Origin of the sequence: Rhizobium sp. Root482, assembly GCF_001426565.1 — a bacterium.
Taxonomy (GTDB): Bacteria; Pseudomonadota; Alphaproteobacteria; order Rhizobiales; family Rhizobiaceae; genus Pararhizobium.
Genome location: NZ_LMFA01000023.1, coordinates 315,021 through 333,911 on the forward strand (window position 1 = coordinate 315,021; position 18,891 = coordinate 333,911).

General features: G+C 60.4%; 16 protein-coding genes, 1 tRNA gene and 1 riboswitch. Of the genes, 13 read left to right on the forward strand and 4 right to left on the reverse strand.

Features of this window, described 5'->3' with window-relative positions; all coding sequences use genetic code 11:
• The first annotated feature begins 139 nt into the window (after positions 1 to 139).
• From phoR to phoB, 7 genes are all read left to right on the forward strand, one after another.
• Positions 140 to 1,381 (forward strand): phosphate regulon sensor histidine kinase PhoR, encoded by a 1,242-nt coding sequence (phoR, locus tag ASD31_RS20135; RefSeq protein WP_056338127.1) that lies wholly within the window; start codon positions 140 to 142, stop codon positions 1,379 to 1,381.
• Positions 1,382 to 1,578: 197 nt separating this feature from the next.
• Positions 1,579 to 2,613 carry a substrate-binding domain-containing protein gene (locus ASD31_RS20140; RefSeq protein WP_056338130.1) on the forward strand — a complete coding sequence of 345 codons (1,035 nt, stop codon included), beginning with the start codon at positions 1,579 to 1,581 and terminating at the stop codon, positions 2,611 to 2,613.
• Positions 2,614 to 2,711: 98 nt separating this feature from the next.
• The gene (gene pstC / locus ASD31_RS20145) at positions 2,712 to 4,196 is read left to right on the forward strand and encodes a phosphate ABC transporter permease subunit PstC (RefSeq protein ID WP_056338133.1); all 1,485 of its coding nucleotides are present in this window, start codon (positions 2,712 to 2,714) and stop codon (positions 4,194 to 4,196) included.
• Positions 4,193 to 5,506, forward strand: a complete 1,314-nt coding sequence (gene pstA, locus ASD31_RS20150; RefSeq protein ID WP_056338136.1) for a phosphate ABC transporter permease PstA — start codon at positions 4,193 to 4,195, stop codon at positions 5,504 to 5,506. The genes pstC and pstA overlap by 4 nt, the downstream gene beginning before the upstream one ends.
• A gap of 12 nt (positions 5,507 to 5,518) precedes the next feature.
• Positions 5,519 to 6,334: a phosphate ABC transporter ATP-binding protein PstB gene (pstB, locus tag ASD31_RS20155; protein WP_056338139.1), complete on the forward strand. Its 816-nt coding sequence runs from the start codon at positions 5,519 to 5,521 to the stop codon at positions 6,332 to 6,334.
• A 47-nt stretch (positions 6,335 to 6,381) separates the two neighbouring features.
• Complete coding sequence (phoU, locus tag ASD31_RS20160; RefSeq protein ID WP_056338142.1) at positions 6,382 to 7,092, forward strand: phosphate signaling complex protein PhoU; 711 nt, start codon at positions 6,382 to 6,384, stop codon at positions 7,090 to 7,092.
• 108 nt (positions 7,093 to 7,200) lie between these two features.
• Positions 7,201 to 7,884, forward strand: coding sequence for a phosphate regulon transcriptional regulator PhoB (gene phoB / locus ASD31_RS20165; protein WP_056338145.1), 684 nt, complete (start codon positions 7,201 to 7,203; stop codon positions 7,882 to 7,884).
• A 67-nt stretch (positions 7,885 to 7,951) separates the two neighbouring features.
• Here the strand turns inward: phoB and ASD31_RS20170 are convergent, their stop codons facing one another.
• Positions 7,952 to 8,473, reverse strand: coding sequence for a GcrA family cell cycle regulator (locus ASD31_RS20170; RefSeq protein ID WP_056338295.1), 522 nt, complete (start codon positions 8,471 to 8,473; stop codon positions 7,952 to 7,954).
• 432 nt (positions 8,474 to 8,905) lie between these two features.
• Between ASD31_RS20170 and ASD31_RS20175 the strand changes: the two genes are divergently transcribed.
• The 3 genes from ASD31_RS20175 to ASD31_RS20185 all read left to right on the forward strand — a co-directional run bounded on the left by ASD31_RS20175 (position 8,906) and on the right by ASD31_RS20185 (position 12,317).
• The gene (locus ASD31_RS20175) at positions 8,906 to 10,105 is read left to right on the forward strand and encodes an aspartate aminotransferase family protein (RefSeq protein WP_056338148.1); all 1,200 of its coding nucleotides are present in this window, start codon (positions 8,906 to 8,908) and stop codon (positions 10,103 to 10,105) included.
• 40 nt (positions 10,106 to 10,145) lie between these two features.
• Positions 10,146 to 11,057: an ornithine carbamoyltransferase gene (argF, locus tag ASD31_RS20180; RefSeq protein ID WP_056338151.1), complete on the forward strand. Its 912-nt coding sequence runs from the start codon at positions 10,146 to 10,148 to the stop codon at positions 11,055 to 11,057.
• A gap of 270 nt (positions 11,058 to 11,327) precedes the next feature.
• Positions 11,328 to 12,317, forward strand: a complete 990-nt coding sequence (locus ASD31_RS20185) for an Hsp33 family molecular chaperone (protein WP_056338154.1) — start codon at positions 11,328 to 11,330, stop codon at positions 12,315 to 12,317.
• Positions 12,318 to 12,323: 6 nt separating this feature from the next.
• Here the strand turns inward: ASD31_RS20185 and apaG are convergent, their stop codons facing one another.
• Positions 12,324 to 12,716, reverse strand: coding sequence for a Co2+/Mg2+ efflux protein ApaG (apaG, locus tag ASD31_RS20190; protein WP_056338158.1), 393 nt, complete (start codon positions 12,714 to 12,716; stop codon positions 12,324 to 12,326).
• A gap of 95 nt (positions 12,717 to 12,811) precedes the next feature.
• On the opposite strand from apaG, the gene ASD31_RS20195 reads away from it, so the two are divergent.
• Positions 12,812 to 13,432 carry a CDP-alcohol phosphatidyltransferase family protein gene (locus ASD31_RS20195; protein WP_056338161.1) on the forward strand — a complete coding sequence of 207 codons (621 nt, stop codon included), beginning with the start codon at positions 12,812 to 12,814 and terminating at the stop codon, positions 13,430 to 13,432.
• A gap of 45 nt (positions 13,433 to 13,477) precedes the next feature.
• Here the strand turns inward: ASD31_RS20195 and ASD31_RS20200 are convergent, their stop codons facing one another.
• A complete protein-coding gene (locus tag ASD31_RS20200; protein ID WP_056338163.1) occupies positions 13,478 to 14,662 on the reverse strand; it encodes an O-succinylhomoserine sulfhydrylase in 1,185 nt (394 codons plus the stop codon).
• A gap of 45 nt (positions 14,663 to 14,707) precedes the next feature.
• A riboswitch (SAM riboswitch) is annotated at positions 14,708 to 14,786 on the reverse strand.
• A gap of 108 nt (positions 14,787 to 14,894) precedes the next feature.
• Between ASD31_RS20200 and ASD31_RS20205 the strand changes: the two genes are divergently transcribed.
• Together ASD31_RS20205 and ASD31_RS20210 are read left to right on the forward strand one after the other, a co-directional pair.
• Complete coding sequence (locus tag ASD31_RS20205) at positions 14,895 to 15,992, forward strand: 2'-deoxycytidine 5'-triphosphate deaminase (RefSeq protein ID WP_056338166.1); 1,098 nt, start codon at positions 14,895 to 14,897, stop codon at positions 15,990 to 15,992.
• Positions 15,993 to 16,055: 63 nt separating this feature from the next.
• Positions 16,056 to 16,129: transfer RNA gene (locus tag ASD31_RS20210), tRNA-Gly, on the forward strand.
• 224 nt (positions 16,130 to 16,353) lie between these two features.
• Here the strand turns inward: ASD31_RS20210 and ASD31_RS20215 are convergent.
• Positions 16,354 to 18,696: a hypothetical protein gene (locus ASD31_RS20215; protein WP_056338171.1), complete on the reverse strand. Its 2,343-nt coding sequence runs from the start codon at positions 18,694 to 18,696 to the stop codon at positions 16,354 to 16,356.
• Positions 18,697 to 18,891: the final 195 nt, after the last annotated feature.

Genomic DNA, 18,891 nt, shown 5'->3' on the forward strand with positions numbered 1-18,891 from the left:
ATTGCTCCCCCTGCCTTGCCGTTTTGCTGAATTCCTATGGAGGAGGCCATAATTGGATTGCGAATTCAAGCACGCCGTGGAAACCATGTCATGAACGTCGGATAGGGTCGCCTGGTTTACCCGGTCGTGAGAGAGAATCTTGGAAAAGGCAGCTATCATCTGGACGCAACTCAAGGCCAGCGTCGGCGCGCAGAAATGGGCCATCGCGCTTTCGGCCATCGTCGCCATCGGACTCGGCCTTGCCGGCATTTCGGTGCCAGCCGTCCTGTTGTTCTGGCTCGTCTGGCTGGTGGCGCTGGTCAATCGCGCTGCCGATCCCCGTCCGCCGGTCCCCTCCAGCAATCCGTCCGCGATGGAGCATGCCGGTCTCGGTCCGCTTGCCGCCGCCTTCGATGCACTCGATACGCCGATCCTGGTGGTGGCCGCCGATGAAACGGTGATCCTGCAGAACCAGGCCGCCGAAAAGGCCTTCGGTACCATCCCGCCCAATACGGATCTTGCGGCGCGGGTTCGCTCGCCCGGCATTCTCGACATGGTGCGCGAGACGATCGTCACGGGCAAGGCAAACCAGTTCGAGCATTCCGAGCGGTTTCCCTCCGAAGCGGTCTATATCGTCCGCGTTGCGCCGGCCGATATAGGTGCGCCACCGGCGCGGCGCCTCTTTGTCCTCTCCTACCGCGATATATCGCAGGCCCGGCGCATCGACCGGATGCGGTCCGATTTCGTCGCCAATGCGAGCCACGAGTTGCGCACGCCGCTTGCCTCGCTGCGCGGTTTCATCGAGACCCTGCAGGGACCGGCCCGCAACGATGCCAAGGCGCATGAGAAATTCCTTGCCATTATGCACGAACAGGCAACGCGGATGAGTCGGCTCGTGGATGACCTTCTGTCCCTGTCCCGCTTCGAGCTGAAATCCCATATCGCGCCGGACGAGGCGATCGATCTGGCGCCGCTGCTGGGCCATGTCCGCGATACGTTGCAGCCGCTTGCGAAGGACCTCAATGTCGAGATCGTGCTTGATCTCCCAGTTGGTTCGGTCATCGTTCAGGGCGACCGTGACGAACTGACGGAGGTCTTCGAGAACCTCATCGAGAATGCCTGCAAATATGGCCAGGACGGTAGGAAGGTGGAGGTCACGCTTTTGGGCGGCGGTGGTATGCCGGCGGAAGTCGCGGTTCGGGACCATGGTCCGGGCATTCCCGCCGAGCATGTTCCACGCATCACCGAGCGCTTCTATCGGGTGAATGTCGAGGCCAGCCGTTCAAAGAAAGGCACCGGCCTCGGGCTTGCCATCGTCAAGCATATCCTGACCCGCCACAGGGCCCGGCTAATCGTGCAGTCGGAACTGGGCAAGGGTACGGTCTTTACCGTGCGGTTTTGACATAATCCCGCCTCTCCGAAAGAGGGTTTTGGAAAATACAGTGTGAAAACAGCGGCTTGGCATGTCACAAATGTTTCGTCAAACTGACATAAAAGATGGGGCTATCGGACGCTAGTTAAGGGCAGCCGATCGAGACGGCGAAAGCGAGCGCTTGAGAAAAAGCGCACCCACACAAGCCCATCATGGGGAGAGTTCTGATGAAATCCTTGAAACTCACTGTTGCAGCGCTGGTTGCATCCGCTGCTTTTGCCGGCGTGGCGATCGCCCGCGACCAGATCCAGATCGCCGGTTCCTCGACTGTTCTTCCCTATGCCAAGATCGTTGCCGAAACCTTTGGCGAAACCTTCCCGGACTTCAAGACGCCGATCGTCGAATCGGGCGGCACCGGCGGCGGCCTGAAGGAATTCTGCAAGGGCGTTGGTCCCGACACGATCGACATCGCCAATGCCTCGCGCAAGATCAAGGACAGCGAACTGGAAACCTGCAAGGCCGCAGGCGTCACTGAAATCCAGGAAATCCAGATCGGCTATGATGGCATCGTGTTTGCCACCGACGCCGGCAATGCCGACCTGGAGCTGGTTCCGAAGGATCTCTATCTGGCGCTCGCCGCCGAGGTCGTCGTCGATGGCAAGCTGGTCGCCAATCCCTACAAGAAGTGGTCGGAAGTCAACGCCGAGCTGCCGGACGTTGAAATCGCCGCCTATATCCCCGGCGAAAAGCACGGCACCCGCGAAGTCTTCGAAGAGAAGATCCTTGCCGAGGGCTGCGCGGAAGCCGGCGCGACGGATGTCATCAAGGGCCTGGTCGCCGATGAAAAGGAAGCCGCCGCGAAATGCGTCGCGGTTCGCAAGGACGGCCTGGCCGTCGATATCGACGGCGACTACACCGAAACGCTTGCCCGTATCGCCTCGAACAAGAACGGCATCGGCGTCTTCGGCCTTTCCTTCTTCGAAAACAATGCCGACAAGCTGAAGGTCGCGACAGTCAGCGATGTCGTGCCCTCGACCGAAACCATCGCATCCGGCGAATATCCGGTCTCGCGCCCGCTGTTCTTCTACGTCAAGAAGGCGCATCTCGGCGTGATCCCCGGCCTCAAGGAATATGTCGAATTCTTCCTCGACGACCAGATGGTCGGCCCCGACGGCCCGCTGGCCGCCTATGGTCTGGTTTCGGCACCGGATGCCGAGCGTGAAGAAGGCCGCAAGGCATTCACCGCCGGCAACATGCTCTGATAGAGAAAACCAGAATCCGGCGCGGCGGGAATGCCGCGCCGGACCTCCCAGGTTCGGATTTGCCGGCCTGACGTTTGATGGGCCGGGGGACAATGTCGATGAACACATCACTTATTCTATTGCTTGTTTTGGTCATCGGCCTCGCGACCTATCTCGCCGGTCGCGCCCGGGCTCTCGCGACCTCGAAGGGCAAGCTTTCCGCCCTTCATTCCCTTCCGGGCTATCACGGCACCTATGCCGCCATCTGTGCGACGATCCCGGCCCTTCTGGTTCTCGCCCTGTGGCTGGTTGCGGCGCCCGTCTATATCGATAATGACATACGCTCTTCCCTGCCAGAAACGGTGCTCGCCGAGGGCGAGGCGACAACAGAGCTTGCGCTTGGCCAGGTAAAATCCATCGCTGGCGGCCTGAAGCTGCTGAATGCTGCGGAATTGTCCACGCTTTCCGATGACCCGGCCAATCTGCGCGAGGTTCTGGCGGCCAAGGGTGTTCCGCTTGCTGGCGAGGGCGAGGCCTATATGGTCGGTTCGGCACAACGGTTCAACACGCTGACGACGGCAAGCCGCTATCTCATGGCGGCTGCCGTATTCCTCGTCGCTGTGGCAGGGGCCGTCCTTGCGCTGCGCGGCATCAAGACGCCGTTTCGGGCACGAAACCAGGTGGAGCGCGTCATGCTTGGCGCCCTCATGCTGGCCTCATCGATCGCGATCCTGACGACGATCGGCATTGTCGGATCCATGCTGTCGGAAACCATCCGCTTCTTCCAGTCCGTTTCCCCCGTCGAGTTCTTCTTCGGCACGGTCTGGGACCCGCGCTTCTCCGCCGCCGGCAGCAGCGATACGTCGGGCCAGTTCGGGCTGCTTCCGCTGCTGGCCGGCACGCTTTATATCGCCCTTGTCGCCATGTTGTTTGCCGTGCCGATCGGGCTGTTCGCGGCGATCTACATGGCCGAATATGCGCGCCCCGCCGTACGCTCCGCCGTCAAGCCGCTTTTGGAAATCCTCGCCGGCATCCCCACCATCGTCTACGGCTTCTTCGCCCTGGTAACGGTCGGGCCGTTCCTGCGCGATATCTCCGCCGAACTGAATGGATTGGTGACCGGCAATTATGTGTCCTTCATCCAGGCACAGAGCGTTCTGACCGCCGGCATCGTCATGGGGATCATGCTGATCCCCTTCGTCTCCTCGCTTTCGGACGATATCATCACCCAGGTTCCCGCATCGCTGCGTGATGGTTCGCTTGGACTTGGTGCGACGCGGTCGGAGACGATCAAGCGTGTCGTCCTGCCGGCGGCCCTTCCGGGCATCGTCGGCGCCCTTTTGCTGACGGCCTCGCGTGCTGTCGGCGAGACGATGATCGTGGTGCTTGCCGCCGGCGTCGCCGCGCGCATGCAACTCAATCCCTTCGAGGCGATGACCACGGTCACCGTCAAGATCGTCAACCAGCTCACCGGCGACCTCGAATTCAACTCGCCCCAGACGCTGGTGGCCTTTGCGCTCGGGATCACGCTGTTCTTCATCACGCTCTGCCTCAATATCTACGCGCTCTACATCGTGCGCAAATACCGGGAACAGTACGAATGACCGAGATCGCAACATCCGTCTTTCCGCGTTCGCCCGCTGCCCGGCGCGATATCGGCATCAAGCGCCGCTACGCAGCCGAGCGCCGCTTCCGCGCCTATGGGGTCGCTGCCATCCTGATTGGCCTGCTCTTCCTGTTCGTGCTGCTCTGGACTGTCGTTTCGAAGGGCTATACCGCCTTCCAGCAGACGACGATCACCCTGCCGATCGAATTTGCCGAGAAGGTGATCGACCCGAAGAACGAGCGGGCCGCCAATCCGGCGAAACTGATGTCGGCCAATTACCCGCTTCTGGTGCGCGATGCGCTCGTCAAGACGCTCGGTATCGATCCCGCCAACCGGGCCGAGGTCAAGAAGGCGACCGACATGGTCTCGGCCAGCGCCCGTACCCAGCTGCGCGATATCGTCGTCGCCAATCCAGCTGTCATCGGCACGACGCTGAACGTGTCGCTGCTTGCCAGCGGCGATATCGACAGCGCCAACAAGGGGCAGATCAATCTTGAGGTCGAGGAGAGCAAGCGCAAGGTCAATGACCGCCAGCTTGCCTGGATGAAGACGCTCTCCGAGGACGGCGTGTTGAGCAAGGAATTCAATACCGGCATCTTCACGTCCGGCGCCTCCAGCCGGCCCGAGGCCTCCGGCATCGGCGTCGCGGCGCTCGGCTCGCTCTACATGATGCTGATCGTGCTTGTCCTGGCGCTGCCGATCGGCGTCGCGGCCTCCATCTATCTGGAGGAGTTCGCCCCGAAGAACCGGCTGACGGACCTGATCGAGGTCAATATCAACAATCTCGCCGCCGTGCCCTCGATCGTCTACGGCTTGCTCGGCCTGTCGATCTTCATCAATTTCGCCGGCATGCCGCGCTCGGCGGCTTTGGTCGGCGGGCTGGTGCTGACGCTGATGACGCTGCCGACCATCATCATCGCCACCCGGGCCGCATTGAAGGCGGTGCCGCCATCGATCCGCTCCGCCGCCCTTGGCCTCGGCGCCTCCAAGATGCAGATGGTCTTCCACCATGTCCTGCCGCTGGCCGCCCCCGGCGTGCTCACCGGCACGATCATCGGGCTTGCGCATGCGCTGGGCGAAACGGCGCCGCTGCTCCTGATCGGCATGGTGGCCTTCGTGGTCGATTATCCCGGCTCGCCGATGGAGCCTTCGACTGCTCTGCCGGTGCAGATCTATATGTGGGCCAATGAGGCCGAACGTGCATTCGTGGAGCGGACTTCGGGCGCGATCATCATCCTGCTGATCTTCCTCGTGGTCATGAACCTTGGGGCAATCCTGTTGCGACGTCGCTTTGAGCGGCGCTGGTAGTGAGGTAGAAACATGAACATCATGACGGAAGCAGCAGTTGAAAAGGCGCTGGATCAGAAAATGAACACCGTTTCCCACAAGATGGTCGGCAAGGACGTTTCGGTCTATTACGGTGAAAAGCGCGCGCTTTTCGACGTAAACCTCAATGTCCGCGAAAACACCGTGACGGCGCTCATCGGCCCGTCCGGCTGCGGCAAGTCGACCTTCCTGCGCACCCTGAACCGGATGAACGATACGATCGAGAGCTGCCGCGTCACCGGCAGGATCACGCTGGACGAGGACGATATCTACGATCCGAGCATCGACGTGGTCGAATTGCGGGCACGCGTCGGCATGGTCTTCCAGAAGCCCAATCCGTTTCCGAAGTCGATCTACGAGAATGTCGCCTATGGCCCGAAGATTCATGGTCTGGCGCGCACCAAGGCCGAGTTCGACCAGATCGTCGAAACCAGCCTGCAGAAGGCCGGCCTCTGGAACGAGGCGAAAGACCGCCTGCACGAGCCCGGCACCGGCCTCTCCGGCGGCCAGCAGCAGCGCCTGTGCATTGCCCGCGCCGTCGCCGTCAGTCCGGAAGTCATCCTGATGGACGAACCCTGCTCGGCGCTCGATCCGATCGCCACCGCCAAGGTCGAGGAACTGATCCACGAATTGCGCGCCAATTACACGATCGTCATCGTCACCCATTCGATGCAGCAGGCGGCGCGCGTGTCGCAGCGCACCGCCATGTTCCACCTCGGCAATCTCGTCGAGGAAAACGACACCGACAAGATGTTCACCAATCCCGACGACCAGCGCACGCAGGATTATATCATGGGCCGCTTCGGCTAAGATCGACAGCGCCCGACCCCGGCATGTGATTTGCAAGGAAAACAAACATGGCGACCCATATTGCTTCCGTCTATGACGAAGACCTGAAATATCTGACCCGCCGCATTTCCGAAATGGGCGGCCTTGCCGAGCAGATGGTGGCCGAATCCGTGCGCGCGCTGGTCAATTCCGACCTGGCGCTCGCTCAGAAGGTCATTTCCGACGACGCCATTCTCGACGATGCCGAGCGGCAGATCGGCGAGAAGGCCATCATCACCATTGCCAAGCGCCAGCCGATGGCCGCCGATCTCCGCGAAATCATGGGATCCATCCGCATTGCCGCCGATCTCGAGCGCGTCGGCGATCTCGGAAAGAACAATGCCAAGCGGGTCATCGCCGTATCGAGCGCCAGCCTGCCGCGCCAGCTTGCGCGCGGCCTCGAGCACCTGGCCGAACTCGCCCTTGTCCAATTGAAGGAAGTGCTCGACGTCTATGCCTCGCGCTCTCCGGAAAAGGCCAACAGCATTCGCGAACGCGACGGCGAGATCGATGCGATCTATACCTCGCTGTTCCGTGAACTGCTGACCTATATGATGGAGGATCCGCGCAACATCACCCCGTGCACGCATCTCCTGTTCTGCGCCAAGAATATCGAGCGCATCGGTGACCATGCGACGAATATCGCCGAAACCATCTACTATATGGCAACGGGCGCGCAGCCCGTCGGCGAGCGTCCGAAGGACGACACCGCCAATACCGTCGGCGCGATCGGTACCTGACCATCGCTCCGTAAAAGGTAAGTAAGCACTGACATTCGATCGCCCATGGCCCTGTTGCCAGGGGAATGCCCTTCCGTATCTCATGGGGCGTCAAGGAGTTGAGACCGCATGTTGCCAAGAATAGCCGTTGTCGAAGACGAGGAGGCGCTCAGCGTCCTCCTGCGCTACAATCTGGAGGCCGAAGGCTTTGAGGTCGATACCATCAACCGCGGCGACGAAGCCGAAATCCGCCTGCAGGAACGCCTGCCGGACCTTCTGATCCTCGACTGGATGCTGCCCGGCGTCTCCGGCATAGAGCTTTGCCGCAGGCTGCGCCAGCGCGCGGAAACCGAGCGCCTGCCGATCATCATGCTGACGGCGCGCGGGGAAGAGAGCGAGCGGGTTCGCGGCCTTGCCACCGGCGCCGACGATTATGTCGTCAAGCCGTTCTCGACGCCGGAACTGATGGCGCGCGTCAAGGCCATGCTCCGGCGCGTCAAGCCGGAGGTCCTGTCGACGCTGCTCAAATGCGGCGATATCGAGCTCGACCGCGAAACCCACCGCGTGCATCGCAAGGCCCGCGAAGTCCGTCTCGGGCCGACCGAGTTTCGCCTGCTCGAATTCTTCATGGCCTCGCCCGGCCGGGTGTTCTCCCGCTCGCAATTGCTCGATGGCGTTTGGGGGCACGATATTTATGTCGACGAGCGTACGGTCGACGTCCATGTCGGGCGCCTGCGCAAGGCGCTGAATTTTTCCAATATGCAGGATGTCATCCGCACCGTGCGCGGCGCCGGCTATTCGCTGGAAAGCTGAATGGGCATATAGCAGACATGAAAAAAGGGGCCGGTTTGGCCCCTTTTTTATGGGATGAATGATGGTCTCAACGGGCCCGGCGGCGTTCACCGGAAGGCTGGTAGGCCAGCTTCGCGTGGAAGGTGCAGTAGGGCGACGTGTCCGGGCTGTCATTGCCACAGAAATGGAATTCGTCCTTCATCGGATCGCCGATCGGCCATTTGCAGGTCCGGTCGGTCAGCTGCGTCAGGACCAGGCGACGCGACATCGGCACGACGACATTGCTGGCGGGTACCAAGCTGCGATCTTCGATGGTCTCGACCTCGACCTCTTCCTTCATCACTGTGGTGCCGGCGGGGCGCGGGGCGGTGCGGGCGGCAAGGCGCGATGCAAAGGTCGGTGCGCGAGGCGTCGTGGCCGCCGGGCGCTTGGTGCGCGCCGTGGCAGCCGTACCGCCGGCCTTGGCGCGGCCGGGCAGGCACAGCCGATGCACCTTGCCGATAACGGCATTGCGGCTGACGCCGCCGAGCTGCGCTGCGATCTGGCTGGCGCTCAGGCCTTCGGCCCATAGTTTCGTGAGTTTCTCGACCCGCTCGTCAGTCCAGTTCATGGTCTTGTCTCCATTCGCAGCGCTGGTGATGGTCGAATCCTTCACCGAGCTCCGGATGTGTTCCGAAGCTGAAACGCGATAACTCTTTTGGTGACTAGGTCCGCCGCATGCGTTCTAGTAATTGTTTATTAACGTAGAGAGCGGGGGACTCCCTGACAAGAGTCCCTTGAATCCCACCGAATCGATTTTCGAGTTTTCCCCAACTTGCTTGCCATTCACCGCGTTTTTGCAAGAGCGCCGACGAGAATTTTTCGTTACGCCCGGCTCTGCGCAAATCACCGCGAAACTCGGGCTTTTGTTGACACGGGGCGGTGAAATGAAGATAGTGCCATCGCCGCCGCAAGGCGGCATTTTGATTTTTCAGGGCCGACCCCGGCCCGATACAAGAAACCGAGCGATACAATCACCGGTATGATTGAGGAGACCCGCGCCATGGCCGCTGCCACGCCGCTTTACGACACATATGCGCGCGCGCCCTTGCGGTTCGAGCGCGGCGAAGGCGTCTGGCTGATTGCGGAAGATGGCACGCGCTATCTGGATTTCGCCGCGGGCGTCGCGGTCAATTCGCTTGGCCATGCCCATCCGCACCTGGTTTCCGCCTTGAAGGACCAGGCGGAAAAGGTCTGGCATCTCTCCAATCTCTATGAAATTCCCGGCCAGGAGCGCCTCGGTCGGCGGCTGACGGATGCAAGCTTCGCCGACAAGGTGTTCTTCACCAATTCCGGCGCGGAGGCGCTGGAATGCGCGATCAAGACGGCGCGCCGCTATCATTTCGCCAAGGGTCAGCCGGAAAAATTCCATATCATCACTTTCGAGGGCGCCTTTCACGGTCGCACGCTCGCCACCATCGCGGCCGGCGGCCAGGCGAAATATCTGGAGGGCTTCGGCCCGAAGGCGCCCGGTTTCTACCAGGTTCCGTTCGGCGATATGACTGCCCTCAAGGCCGCCATCACCGAGGAGACTGCCGCCATCCTGATCGAGCCGATCCAGGGTGAGGGCGGCATCCGGACCGTACCGAAGGAATTCCTGCAGGAACTGCGCGCCCTTTGCGACGAATATGGCCTGCTGCTCATCCTCGACGAGGTTCAGAGCGGCGTCGGCCGTACGGGCAAGCTGTTTGCTCATGAATGGTCCGGGGTCACCCCGGATATCATGGCGGTCGCCAAGGGGATTGGCGGCGGCTTCCCGCTCGGCGCTTGCCTTGCGACCGAGGAGGCCGCCAGTGGCATGGTTGCCGGCACCCATGGCTCGACCTACGGCGGCAACCCGCTGGCCATGGCCGTCGGCAATGCGGTGCTTGATATCGTTCTGGCCGATGATTTCCTGCCGCATGTGCGCGATGTCGCGCTGGTCTTCCGGCAGGGGCTTGCCTCGCTTGCCGACCGTTTCCCCGAGGTCATCGAGGAAATTCGCGGCGAAGGCCTGCTGCTCGGCATAAAGGCCAAGGGGCCGTCGACCGAACTGCTTGCCGCCATTCGCGCAGAAAAGCTGCTGGCGGTACCGGCCGGCGAAAATGTCATCCGGCTTCTGCCGCCGCTTGTCACCACCGCCGAGGAGGCCCGCGAGGGCCTGGCGCGTATCGAGCGTGCCGCCGAGCATCTGACCGAGGAACGACGACGGGCCTCCGCCTGAACGACGTTCTTCGCCAAGCTCAACAGGACCTGGATTCAAAATGACAAGACATTTTCTCGATCTCTCCGCCATGTCGGCCGCCGATCTCCGCGCCATCATCGACGATGCCCGCATCCGCAAGGCCGCCACCAAGGCAGGCACCGCCGAAAAGCCGCTCAGCGGCAAGATGCTGGCGATGATCTTCGAGAAGCCCTCGACCCGCACTCGCGTCTCCTTCGATGTCGGCATGCGCCAGCTCGGCGGCGAGACGCTGTTTCTCTCCGGCACCGAAATGCAGCTCGGCCGCGCCGAGACCATCGGCGATACCGCCAAGGTCCTGTCGCGCTATGTCGATGCGATCATGATCCGCACCACCGAGCATTCGCGGCTGATGGAACTGGCCGAACACGCCACCGTGCCGGTCATCAACGGGCTGACGGATACGACCCATCCCTGTCAGATCATGGCCGATATCATGACCTTCGAGGAACATAGCGGCCCGGTGAAAGACAAGACCATTGCCTGGACCGGCGACGGCAACAATGTGCTGCATTCCTTCGTCGAGGGCGCGGCGCGCTTTGGTTACCGGATGAACATGGCCGTTCCGCTCGGTTCGGAACCGGATGACAAAATCCTCAACTGGGCCCGCAACAATGGCGGCGAGATCAGGCTCTATCATGATGCCGATCAGGCTGTTGCCGGCGCCCATTGCGTGGTCACCGATACCTGGATCTCGATGAACCAGGAGCATCGCGCCCGTGGCCACAATGTCTTCCAGCCCTTCCAGGTCAACGCCGCCCTGATGGAGAAGGCCGACAAGAACGCCCTGTTCATGCACTGCCTTCCCGCCCATCGCGGCGAGGAAGTGACGGACGAGGTGATCGACGGCACGCAATCGGTCGTCTTCGACGAGGCGGAAAACCGCCTTCATGCCCAGAAATCGGTGCTCGCCTGGTGTTTCGGGGCGCTGTGACCGGGCTTTGCCACGCCTATTGAAAATCGGCGCGCGGCACACGATCTCTGAAGCAGAAAGATGACCGGCGCCGAATACGCGACCGGTCGTCGTCGTTAATGACGCCAACCATCCGTTCGCTCGATCCTGAAGTGACAAGACCGGCCGCGGTTTTTCCGGGTGCGCTCTGGACAAACCGGGACGGCACGGGATCAATGAACATCAGACATCGTGTCGCTGCGAGCCTCGCTCTTCGAGTGCATCGATGGCCGAATGCGAAGGAGTAAAGTGATGACGGAAACCACGCCGGGCCTCGGTCAGTTCGATTATGCCGGCGACGATCACGTCGTGCCGTTCCAGGTGGAAGGTCTCGACGTGCGCGGGCGGGCCGTGCAGCTCGGCCCGATGCTCGATGCCATTCTCGAGCGTCACAACTATCCCCTGCCGGTCGCGCGCCTCGTCGCCGAAACGGTGGTGTTGACGGTTCTGCTCGGCACATCGCTGAAATTCGAAGGCAAGCTGATCGTTCAGACGAAGAGCAACGGTCCGGTCGATCTTGTGGTTGCCGATTTTTCCACGCCGGACCGGGTGCGTGCCTATGCACGCTACAACGAGGAAGCCCTGTCGATCGCCGAAGAGAATGGTTTGACCCAGCCACAGCATCTGCTGGGGGAGGGCATTCTTGCCTTCACCATCGACCAGGGTGCCCATACCCAGCGCTACCAGGGCATCGTGCCGCTCGACGGCGCGACGCTGGAGGAGATCGCCGGGGTCTATTTCCGTCAGTCGGAGCAGATTCCCACCAAGGTGCGTCTCGGCGTCGCCGAATTGCTCGATCGTGACGAAAACGGCAAGCCGCGCCATCGATGGCGGGCAGGCGGCATGGTCGCGCAGTTCCTGCCGGAAGCCCCCGAGCGCATGCGCCAGCCCGATCTGCCCGGTGGCGACGGCGGCGATGCCGAAGGCGCATTCGAGGTGGATGATCTCTGGGATGAAGCCAGCGTCATGGTCGAGACCATCGATGCCGACGAACTGACCGATCCGATGGTCGGCACAGAACGGCTGCTTTATCGGCTCTTCCATGAGCGTGGCGTCAAGGTCTATCCGCCGCAGGCGGTCTACGACAAGTGCAGTTGTTCGCGCGAAAAGCTGCGCGATGTGCTGGCAGGCCTCAGCCAGGACGATATCGACCATTCGATGGAAGACGGGAAAGTGGCGGTCACCTGCGAGTTCTGCTCGACCACCTACCGTTTCGAAGCGACCGAAGTGCGGCCGCAATAGACCGGTTTAGTTCAACGTCCGGGTCTGTCCGGGAGAATCCAGCGAGAAGGCGGGTATGTCCACGGTAAAGGTCTCGCCTTCCGTCGTTTCCATCGCATAATGGCCGAACATCACGCCCGATGGCGTGTCGAGCGGACAGCCGGAGGAATATTCATATGTATCCCCCGGATTGAGAACCGGCTGCTCGCCGATCACGCCAGGTCCCCTGACCTCGTCCACCTGACCGTTCTCGTCGGTGATGTGCCAGTAGCGCGTCATCAGCCGGACGGTCATGGCTGAAAGGTTCGAGATCAGGATGCGGTAACCCCAGACATAGCGACTGTCGCCCGGATCGGACTGCTCCTCCAGGTAATAAGGCTCGACGGTGACCTCGATATCCCGTGTCAACGCGCGGTACATGTGCAAACCCTTTTCAAGTTCATTCGCACTAATCTACATGGGGATGGTTTCCCCAAGCATAACGGACAGGGCAAACTGTAACGATAGGGCACACTATGCTTGACGGATATTTGAGGGCGCGGATCGATCCCTGGATGGACCGCGCCGGGCGGGCGCTGGCAAGGCGCGGCGTCGGCGCGAACGCAGTGACGCTGGCGGGCTTTGCCATCGGCGTGGCGGCGGCAGTGGCCATTGTCTGCGACGCCTTTGCGCTCGGCCTCCTGCTGATCCTCGCCAGCCGCCTATGCGATGGGCTCGACGGGGCCGTTGCGCGGGCGACGGCAAAGACGGATTTCGGGGGTTTTCTCGATATCGTGCTCGATTTTGCCTTCTACGGCCTCGTCCCTTTCGCCTTCATCCTCCATGACCCTTACGAGAACGGCATGGCCGGCGGCTTGCTGCTTCTATCCTTCTACATCAACGGCGCGAGCTTCCTTGCCTTCGCCGTCATCGCCGAAAAGCGCGGCCTTTCGACGAAGGCGCGGGGCGAGAAATCGCTCTATTTCACCACCGGGCTTGCCGAGGCGAGCGAAACCATCGCCGTGTTCCTGGCCTTTTGCCTGTTCCCGCACTGGTTTCCGGAAATCGCCATCGGCTTTGCGCTGGTCTGCGTCTACACGACGCTGTCGCGGATCATGCTGGCCCGCGCAAGCTTCGGGTCCAGAGCCAATATGTAGAGGCGTTCGCATCCCGGAAGACGCGAACGCCGGACAGGTTTTCGCTCACGCCTGGACGGATTTCAGCGCCCTGGCAAAATCATTGATCAGGTCTTCGCTGTCCTCGATGCCGGCGGAGAAGCGCACCGTGCCGGGCGAGATGCCGAGTTCCGCGCGGGCTTCGTCCGAGAGGTTCTTGTGCGTCGTGGTTGCCGGATGGGTGATCAGGCTCTTGGAATCGCCGAGATTGTTGGAAATCAGCACGATATCCAGCGCGTTCTGCAGCGCAAAGGCCGCCTCCTTGCCGCCCTTCAGCTCGAAGCAGACCAGCGTCGATCCGCCTTTCATCTGTCGGGCGATGATATCGGCCTGCGGATGGTCCTTGCGGCCGGGATAGATGACCTTGGAAACCTGCTTCTGCTCGGCGAGGAAATCGGCAAGGCGCGCCGCGTTCTCGCTCTGCTGGCGCACCCTGAGCGGCAGCGTCTCGATGCCCTTCAGCAGCGTCCAGGCGTTGAACGGCGATAGTGCCGGGCCGGTATGGCGGAAATAATCGTGCAGATGCTCGTTGATCCAGTCCTTGTCCGAGAGGATGACGCCCCCCAGGCAGCGGCCCTGGCCGTCGATATGCTTGGTGGCGGAATAGACGACGATATGGGCGCCCAGTTCCAGCGGCTTCTGCATCAGCGGCGTGGCAAATACATTGTCGACGATGACCTTCGCACCCACCGCATCGGCGATTTTTGCGACGCCGGCGATATCGACCACTTCGAGCGTCGGGTTGGTCGGGCTTTCGAGAAAGAACACCTTCGTGTTCGGCCGGACGGCCTTTTCCCAGTTCTCGAGGTGCCGCCCGTCGACCAGTGTGAAGTCGACGCCGTATTTCGGCGCCAGTGTTTCTACCACCCAGCGGCAGGAACCGAAAAGGGCGCGCGCGGCGACGATGTGGTCGCCGGCCTTCACCTGGCAGAGGATGGCCGCCGCCACCGCCGCCATGCCGGATGCCGTGGCGCGCGCATCCTCGGCGCCCTCCAGCAGGCACATGCGCTTTTCGAACATGTCATTGGTGGGGCTGCCGTAACGGGCGTAGATGAAACCGTCATCCTCGCCCTTGAAGCGCGCTTCGGCGGCCTCCGAGGTCTCGTAGACAAAGCCTTGCGTCAAAAAAATGGCTTCGGAGGTTTCGCCGTGGTTCGAACGGGTCGTGCCGCCATGAACGAGTTGTGTTGCCGGGCTCCAGTTTTTGCTCATCGAGTGTCGCTTTCACAAACAAAAAAACCGGCCGCGAAAAGCAAGCCGGTTTGAAACCCGGCCTTTTTAGCTATTTGTTTAACGTGGCTGCAAGCCGACCGGCCAAATCACCACGGGATAATTCTTCAAATACTGCGCAAGCGTGCTTGCGTCAATTCCCCGGAACAAGAAGATATGTCACAGGAACAATTTGGTTTATGACCTGCCGTTCGCAGAAAAGAGGAAGACAGGAATGACAAGGGCTACGGGCATTCTGGCCGACCGCGCCATCGCCGCGCTGTTTGACGCCGGGCGGTTGAAGAGCGAGGCCAAGCTGGATGTCGATCAGATCCAGCCGGCGAGCCTCGACCTGCGGCTCGGATCGATCGCCTTTCGCGTGCGCGCAAGCTTCATGCCGGGTCCTGGCCACCTCGTCGCCGATAAGCTGGACCGCCTGAAACTGCATGTCGTCGATCTCTCCGAAGGGGCGGTGCTGGAAACGGGCTGCGTCTATATCGTGCCCCTGATGGAAAGCCTCGACCTGCCGGCGGGCATGTCGGCCTCGGCCAATCCGAAAAGCTCCACCGGCCGGCTCGATATATTCACCCGCGTCATCACCGACCGCGCGCAGGAATTCGACAAGATTCCGGCCGGCTACAACGGCCCGCTCTATCTGGAGATCAGCCCGCGCACCTTTCCGGTGATCGTGCGGCGTGGCTCGCGCCTGTCGCAAATCCGCTTCCGCATCGGGCACGCGCTTCTCAGCGAAACCGAACTTGCAGCCCTGCACGAAAGCGATGTTCTGGTCGCCAGCGAAACGCCGAACGTCTCGGGCGGCGGCATTGCCCTGTCGATCGATCTCAAGGGAACCGGGCCGGACGGGTTGATCGGCTACCGGGGCAAGCACCACACCGCCGTCATCGATGTCGACAAGAAGGGTGAGCACGGCATCCACGATTTCTGGGAGCCGCTCTACAGCCGCGGCCGCGATGAGCTGATCCTCGATCCCGACGAGTTCTACATCCTCGTCTCGCGCGAGGCGGTGCATGTGCCGCCGCTCTACGCCGCCGAGATGACCCCGTTCGATCCGCTGGTCGGCGAATTCCGCGTCCATTATGCCGGTTTCTTCGATCCGGGCTTCGGCCATGCTTCGGTCGGCGGAACCGGCAGCCGCGCCGTCCTCGAAGTGCGCAGCCACGAGGTTCCCTTCATCCTCGAGCACGGCCAGATCGTCGGCCGGCTGGTCTACGAGCATATGATGGACCGCCCCGAAGGCCTCTACGGTCTCGGCCTCGGCTCCAATTACCAGGCGCAGGGCCTGAAGCTCTCCAAGCATTTCCGCGCGGAATAATCACCCTCGAAACCGCCCCGGCCTTGACAGCCGGCCGGGCTTGGTGGAAACCTCAGGCTCAAGGCGGGTATGATGTAGTGGTAGCTTGTCAGCTTCCCAAGCTGATCGTGCGGGTTCGATTCCCGCTACCCGCTCCACCTTTGCTTTTATGCTTTGCTGAATTTTCCATCGCTGTCATGCGAACATCGTAAACTTGCCTTCAGATATGTCCTATCTGCATTTCATTGGTGCGCACACAGGTGACACCCGCAAGAAGTGAAGTTGTCAGGCAGGCGGATAAAATATCTATTCGGCGCAGGACGATCCCGGCATGATTTGCCGGGACTTAACCGATCTTCTGCCGTGTCGTTCTAAGCTGACGTCAGAGAAGGTTTGGCAAAGAAAGTTCTTGGTTTGCCGCAGTGTTTTTCTGCTTCCGCTCATGATCCTTTAGGAATTGACCAGTCAATTCTCCAAAGCGAGCGAAAGTAGCGTCACGATCTGCTTCATGGACCTGGTAGCGCTTCGTAAAGGTCCAGAGAAACCTCTTTATGTCCTCGGAACTTGTCAGAGGCGTGCCAATGCGGCTCAAGGCTTCGGCCAATTCCGCCTCGTTGCGCGTGAGCGTAGTGGCCGCAGCATAGTCAGAGTCCCCGGTGGTAATGACGGGCTTTAGATGAATAAGCGCCTCTGCCCCCACGCCCGAATTAACGGCGACAACAGCTTCAGCGCCGGCAATTAGTTCATGAATCGATGCATTCGAGACGACGATGCTGCCAGCTTTCTGCTCGCGCTCTATGGCCTTCTTTACTGCCGCAACTGTGCATTTGGGATGGCGCTTTACAATGATTTTATACCCCGACATCTTACCCCATTCTGCAAGAACTTGCAGTAGGCGAAGCCCGTTTATATGCGCGAGACGCGCCACGGTATCCGTCATCACCTGCATTGGATAAAATATGTATTTACCCACATCGGGAACAGGTTCGGTTTGCTGTTTGTATTTTGATCTCCCCGTTGCAACCAAAGTCTCGTACAGGTTGGCATACTGGACTTCAGCCTCGTCTCGGGAAATGTTCGAGATTATCTCCGCTAGAGGTTTATGGGCAAGAGACGACCATCCAGAGTAACCTCGGTCATCTATAATGATATGGCTGTTGAGTGGCCCTACCTTGAGGTGGATCTGTCCGTCCACGCCGGAATGCGTTGTGTGCCACGTCGCAGAAGGGAACTCAGAGGAAATGGGAACAGCGCCACGGTGGCCGGCCTGAATGCGAGGAAGGATTGCCCACCCTCTGCGACGTAGGGCATCTACCGCGTTTTGAGTAATTGATAGCATCGCTTCGCGCGCACCGTCGTTTTCTTCTCCCACAATTCTTGCGAAGCCGAGCATCAAGGACATTTCAAAAATTGGCGCTTTGATGTCGCCGACCGGCAGCCATTCCCCGTCAGGTGTTATTGCCGCCTGGCCCAACAGTCCCGTAGCCTCATTGGCAGCCGCGATATCGAGATATTTTGCCAGAGGGCCCAGCAAATTCGCGGCGGACACAAGCTTGGTTTGAGCCTCGTCCGCTTCCGAGCTACCCAGCGCGACCGCCTCTGAAAGGTAGCCTAAATCGCGAAGAATTGCACGACGAACCTGCGTCGTCCCTGCTTGGGAATCATTTGCGAACGCCACCAAGGCGTTATGCAGGGCTCGATTTTTTGTGCGACTGAACCGCAGGTTCGCCGCAGCACAGTAAAATTGATATAGCGCTCTTCGTGCGACATCCGGACGCGACCTTGCCCAATCTTCAATGCACAGACCAAGGCCGAAAAACTCTTCTTGATCCTGGAGGCGTCTTAAAAGTTCCTGTCGGGCCGCAGCGCCTTTCGGCACTGTAGCCCTTATGTTGAGCTTCGTGGTATGGCTCTTATTCGTGGCACTTGTCTCTGCCAGCGAACGTGTAGCTGCCTCTCGACCACTAGCGTCCCTCGATCTGAAATAAAGGTAGCTCTCCGCGCGCGGCATGCCTGCATGGTGAGATATCTTTGCGAGAGTCACAAGCAACGAAGCTGGCAGCCTGTTTAGCGCTTTGGTTACAGGCGATAGCTTGCGTGGGGAACGTGTAGTAGCTTTGACGGCCTTGCTGTTTGCCTGAGCCTTCGAGGTCGTCGAAAGTCGCCGCATCGCAGCATCATGCGCTTTGCCCAGGATCGCTGTTCTTACATTTGAGGCTACATATGCTTGAAGGTCGTGGTGCTGAGGTTCACCCACTATAAAGGAACGGATGCCCGCAGCGGCAATTGCCGCGCAGCCGCCGCGTTGGACAAATGATTCCCTTACCAATTCCTCATTTACTTCGGTATAGGGGTGGTTATCTCCCAACATCAATTCAACGGCGTCGTGTAGATCTTGCGGCTCAAGGACAAGTGGGCCAATACGGTCTGTATGGGCGATTTCCAGCGCAGAAGGGTCCGCTTTCGCGTGAGCCTCCAAATCGCGTCCTAAACTCAACAATACAAGCGGTTTTCGGCAGTAAAGCGAGTCGAAGATTGCTCCACTCATATCGGAAACAACAACGTCAGCCAGTTCCATCAGATAGGGGCCTGAATCCAGAACGTCCGCAATTTGGGTCGCATCAATTGCGCCGCTGCCGAGGGATGCCGCATCGGCAGCGTCGCGGAGCGCCGTCATATGATGTGGCTTATAAATTACGTTGAAATTCGGAAGAAGGCTGCTCAAGCTCGACTTGAATCTCTCCTGCGAACTTAAATCCCCCCATGTCGGCAAGAATAAAATGGTTTTCTTATTCGGGTTCAGCGGTGCCTTAAATCGGCTTAGGTTCTGTTGACAAAGTAGGGTAGCCAAATCTTTGCGGCAGCCAACGCGAGGAAGGCTTCAAAGGAAGCTCTGGTCTTATCGTATCTGGTGGCGATC

Bases quoted from the DNA above. Each gene is read 5' to 3' on its own strand.
- ASD31_RS20205 (WP_056338166.1), top strand. From the start codon at position 14,895: ATGACAAGGGCTACGGGCATTCTGGCCGACCGCGCCATCGCCGCGCTG.
- phoB (WP_056338145.1), top strand. From the start codon at position 7,201: ATGTTGCCAAGAATAGCCGTTGTCGAAGACGAGGAGGCGCTCAGCGTC.
- apaG (WP_056338158.1), bottom strand. From the start codon at position 12,716: ATGTACCGCGCGTTGACACGGGATATCGAGGTCACCGTCGAGCCTTAT.
- phoU (WP_056338142.1), top strand. From the start codon at position 6,382: ATGGCGACCCATATTGCTTCCGTCTATGACGAAGACCTGAAATATCTG.
- ASD31_RS20185 (WP_056338154.1), top strand. From the start codon at position 11,328: ATGACGGAAACCACGCCGGGCCTCGGTCAGTTCGATTATGCCGGCGAC.
- ASD31_RS20195 (WP_056338161.1), top strand. From the start codon at position 12,812: ATGCTTGACGGATATTTGAGGGCGCGGATCGATCCCTGGATGGACCGC.
- pstA (WP_056338136.1), top strand. From the start codon at position 4,193: ATGACCGAGATCGCAACATCCGTCTTTCCGCGTTCGCCCGCTGCCCGG.
- pstB (WP_056338139.1), top strand. From the start codon at position 5,519: ATGAACATCATGACGGAAGCAGCAGTTGAAAAGGCGCTGGATCAGAAA.
- ASD31_RS20170 (WP_056338295.1), bottom strand. From the start codon at position 8,473: ATGAACTGGACTGACGAGCGGGTCGAGAAACTCACGAAACTATGGGCC.
- ASD31_RS20200 (WP_056338163.1), bottom strand. From the start codon at position 14,662: ATGAGCAAAAACTGGAGCCCGGCAACACAACTCGTTCATGGCGGCACG.
- argF (WP_056338151.1), top strand. From the start codon at position 10,146: ATGACAAGACATTTTCTCGATCTCTCCGCCATGTCGGCCGCCGATCTC.
- ASD31_RS20140 (WP_056338130.1), top strand. From the start codon at position 1,579: ATGAAATCCTTGAAACTCACTGTTGCAGCGCTGGTTGCATCCGCTGCT.
- ASD31_RS20175 (WP_056338148.1), top strand. From the start codon at position 8,906: ATGGCCGCTGCCACGCCGCTTTACGACACATATGCGCGCGCGCCCTTG.
- pstC (WP_056338133.1), top strand. From the start codon at position 2,712: ATGAACACATCACTTATTCTATTGCTTGTTTTGGTCATCGGCCTCGCG.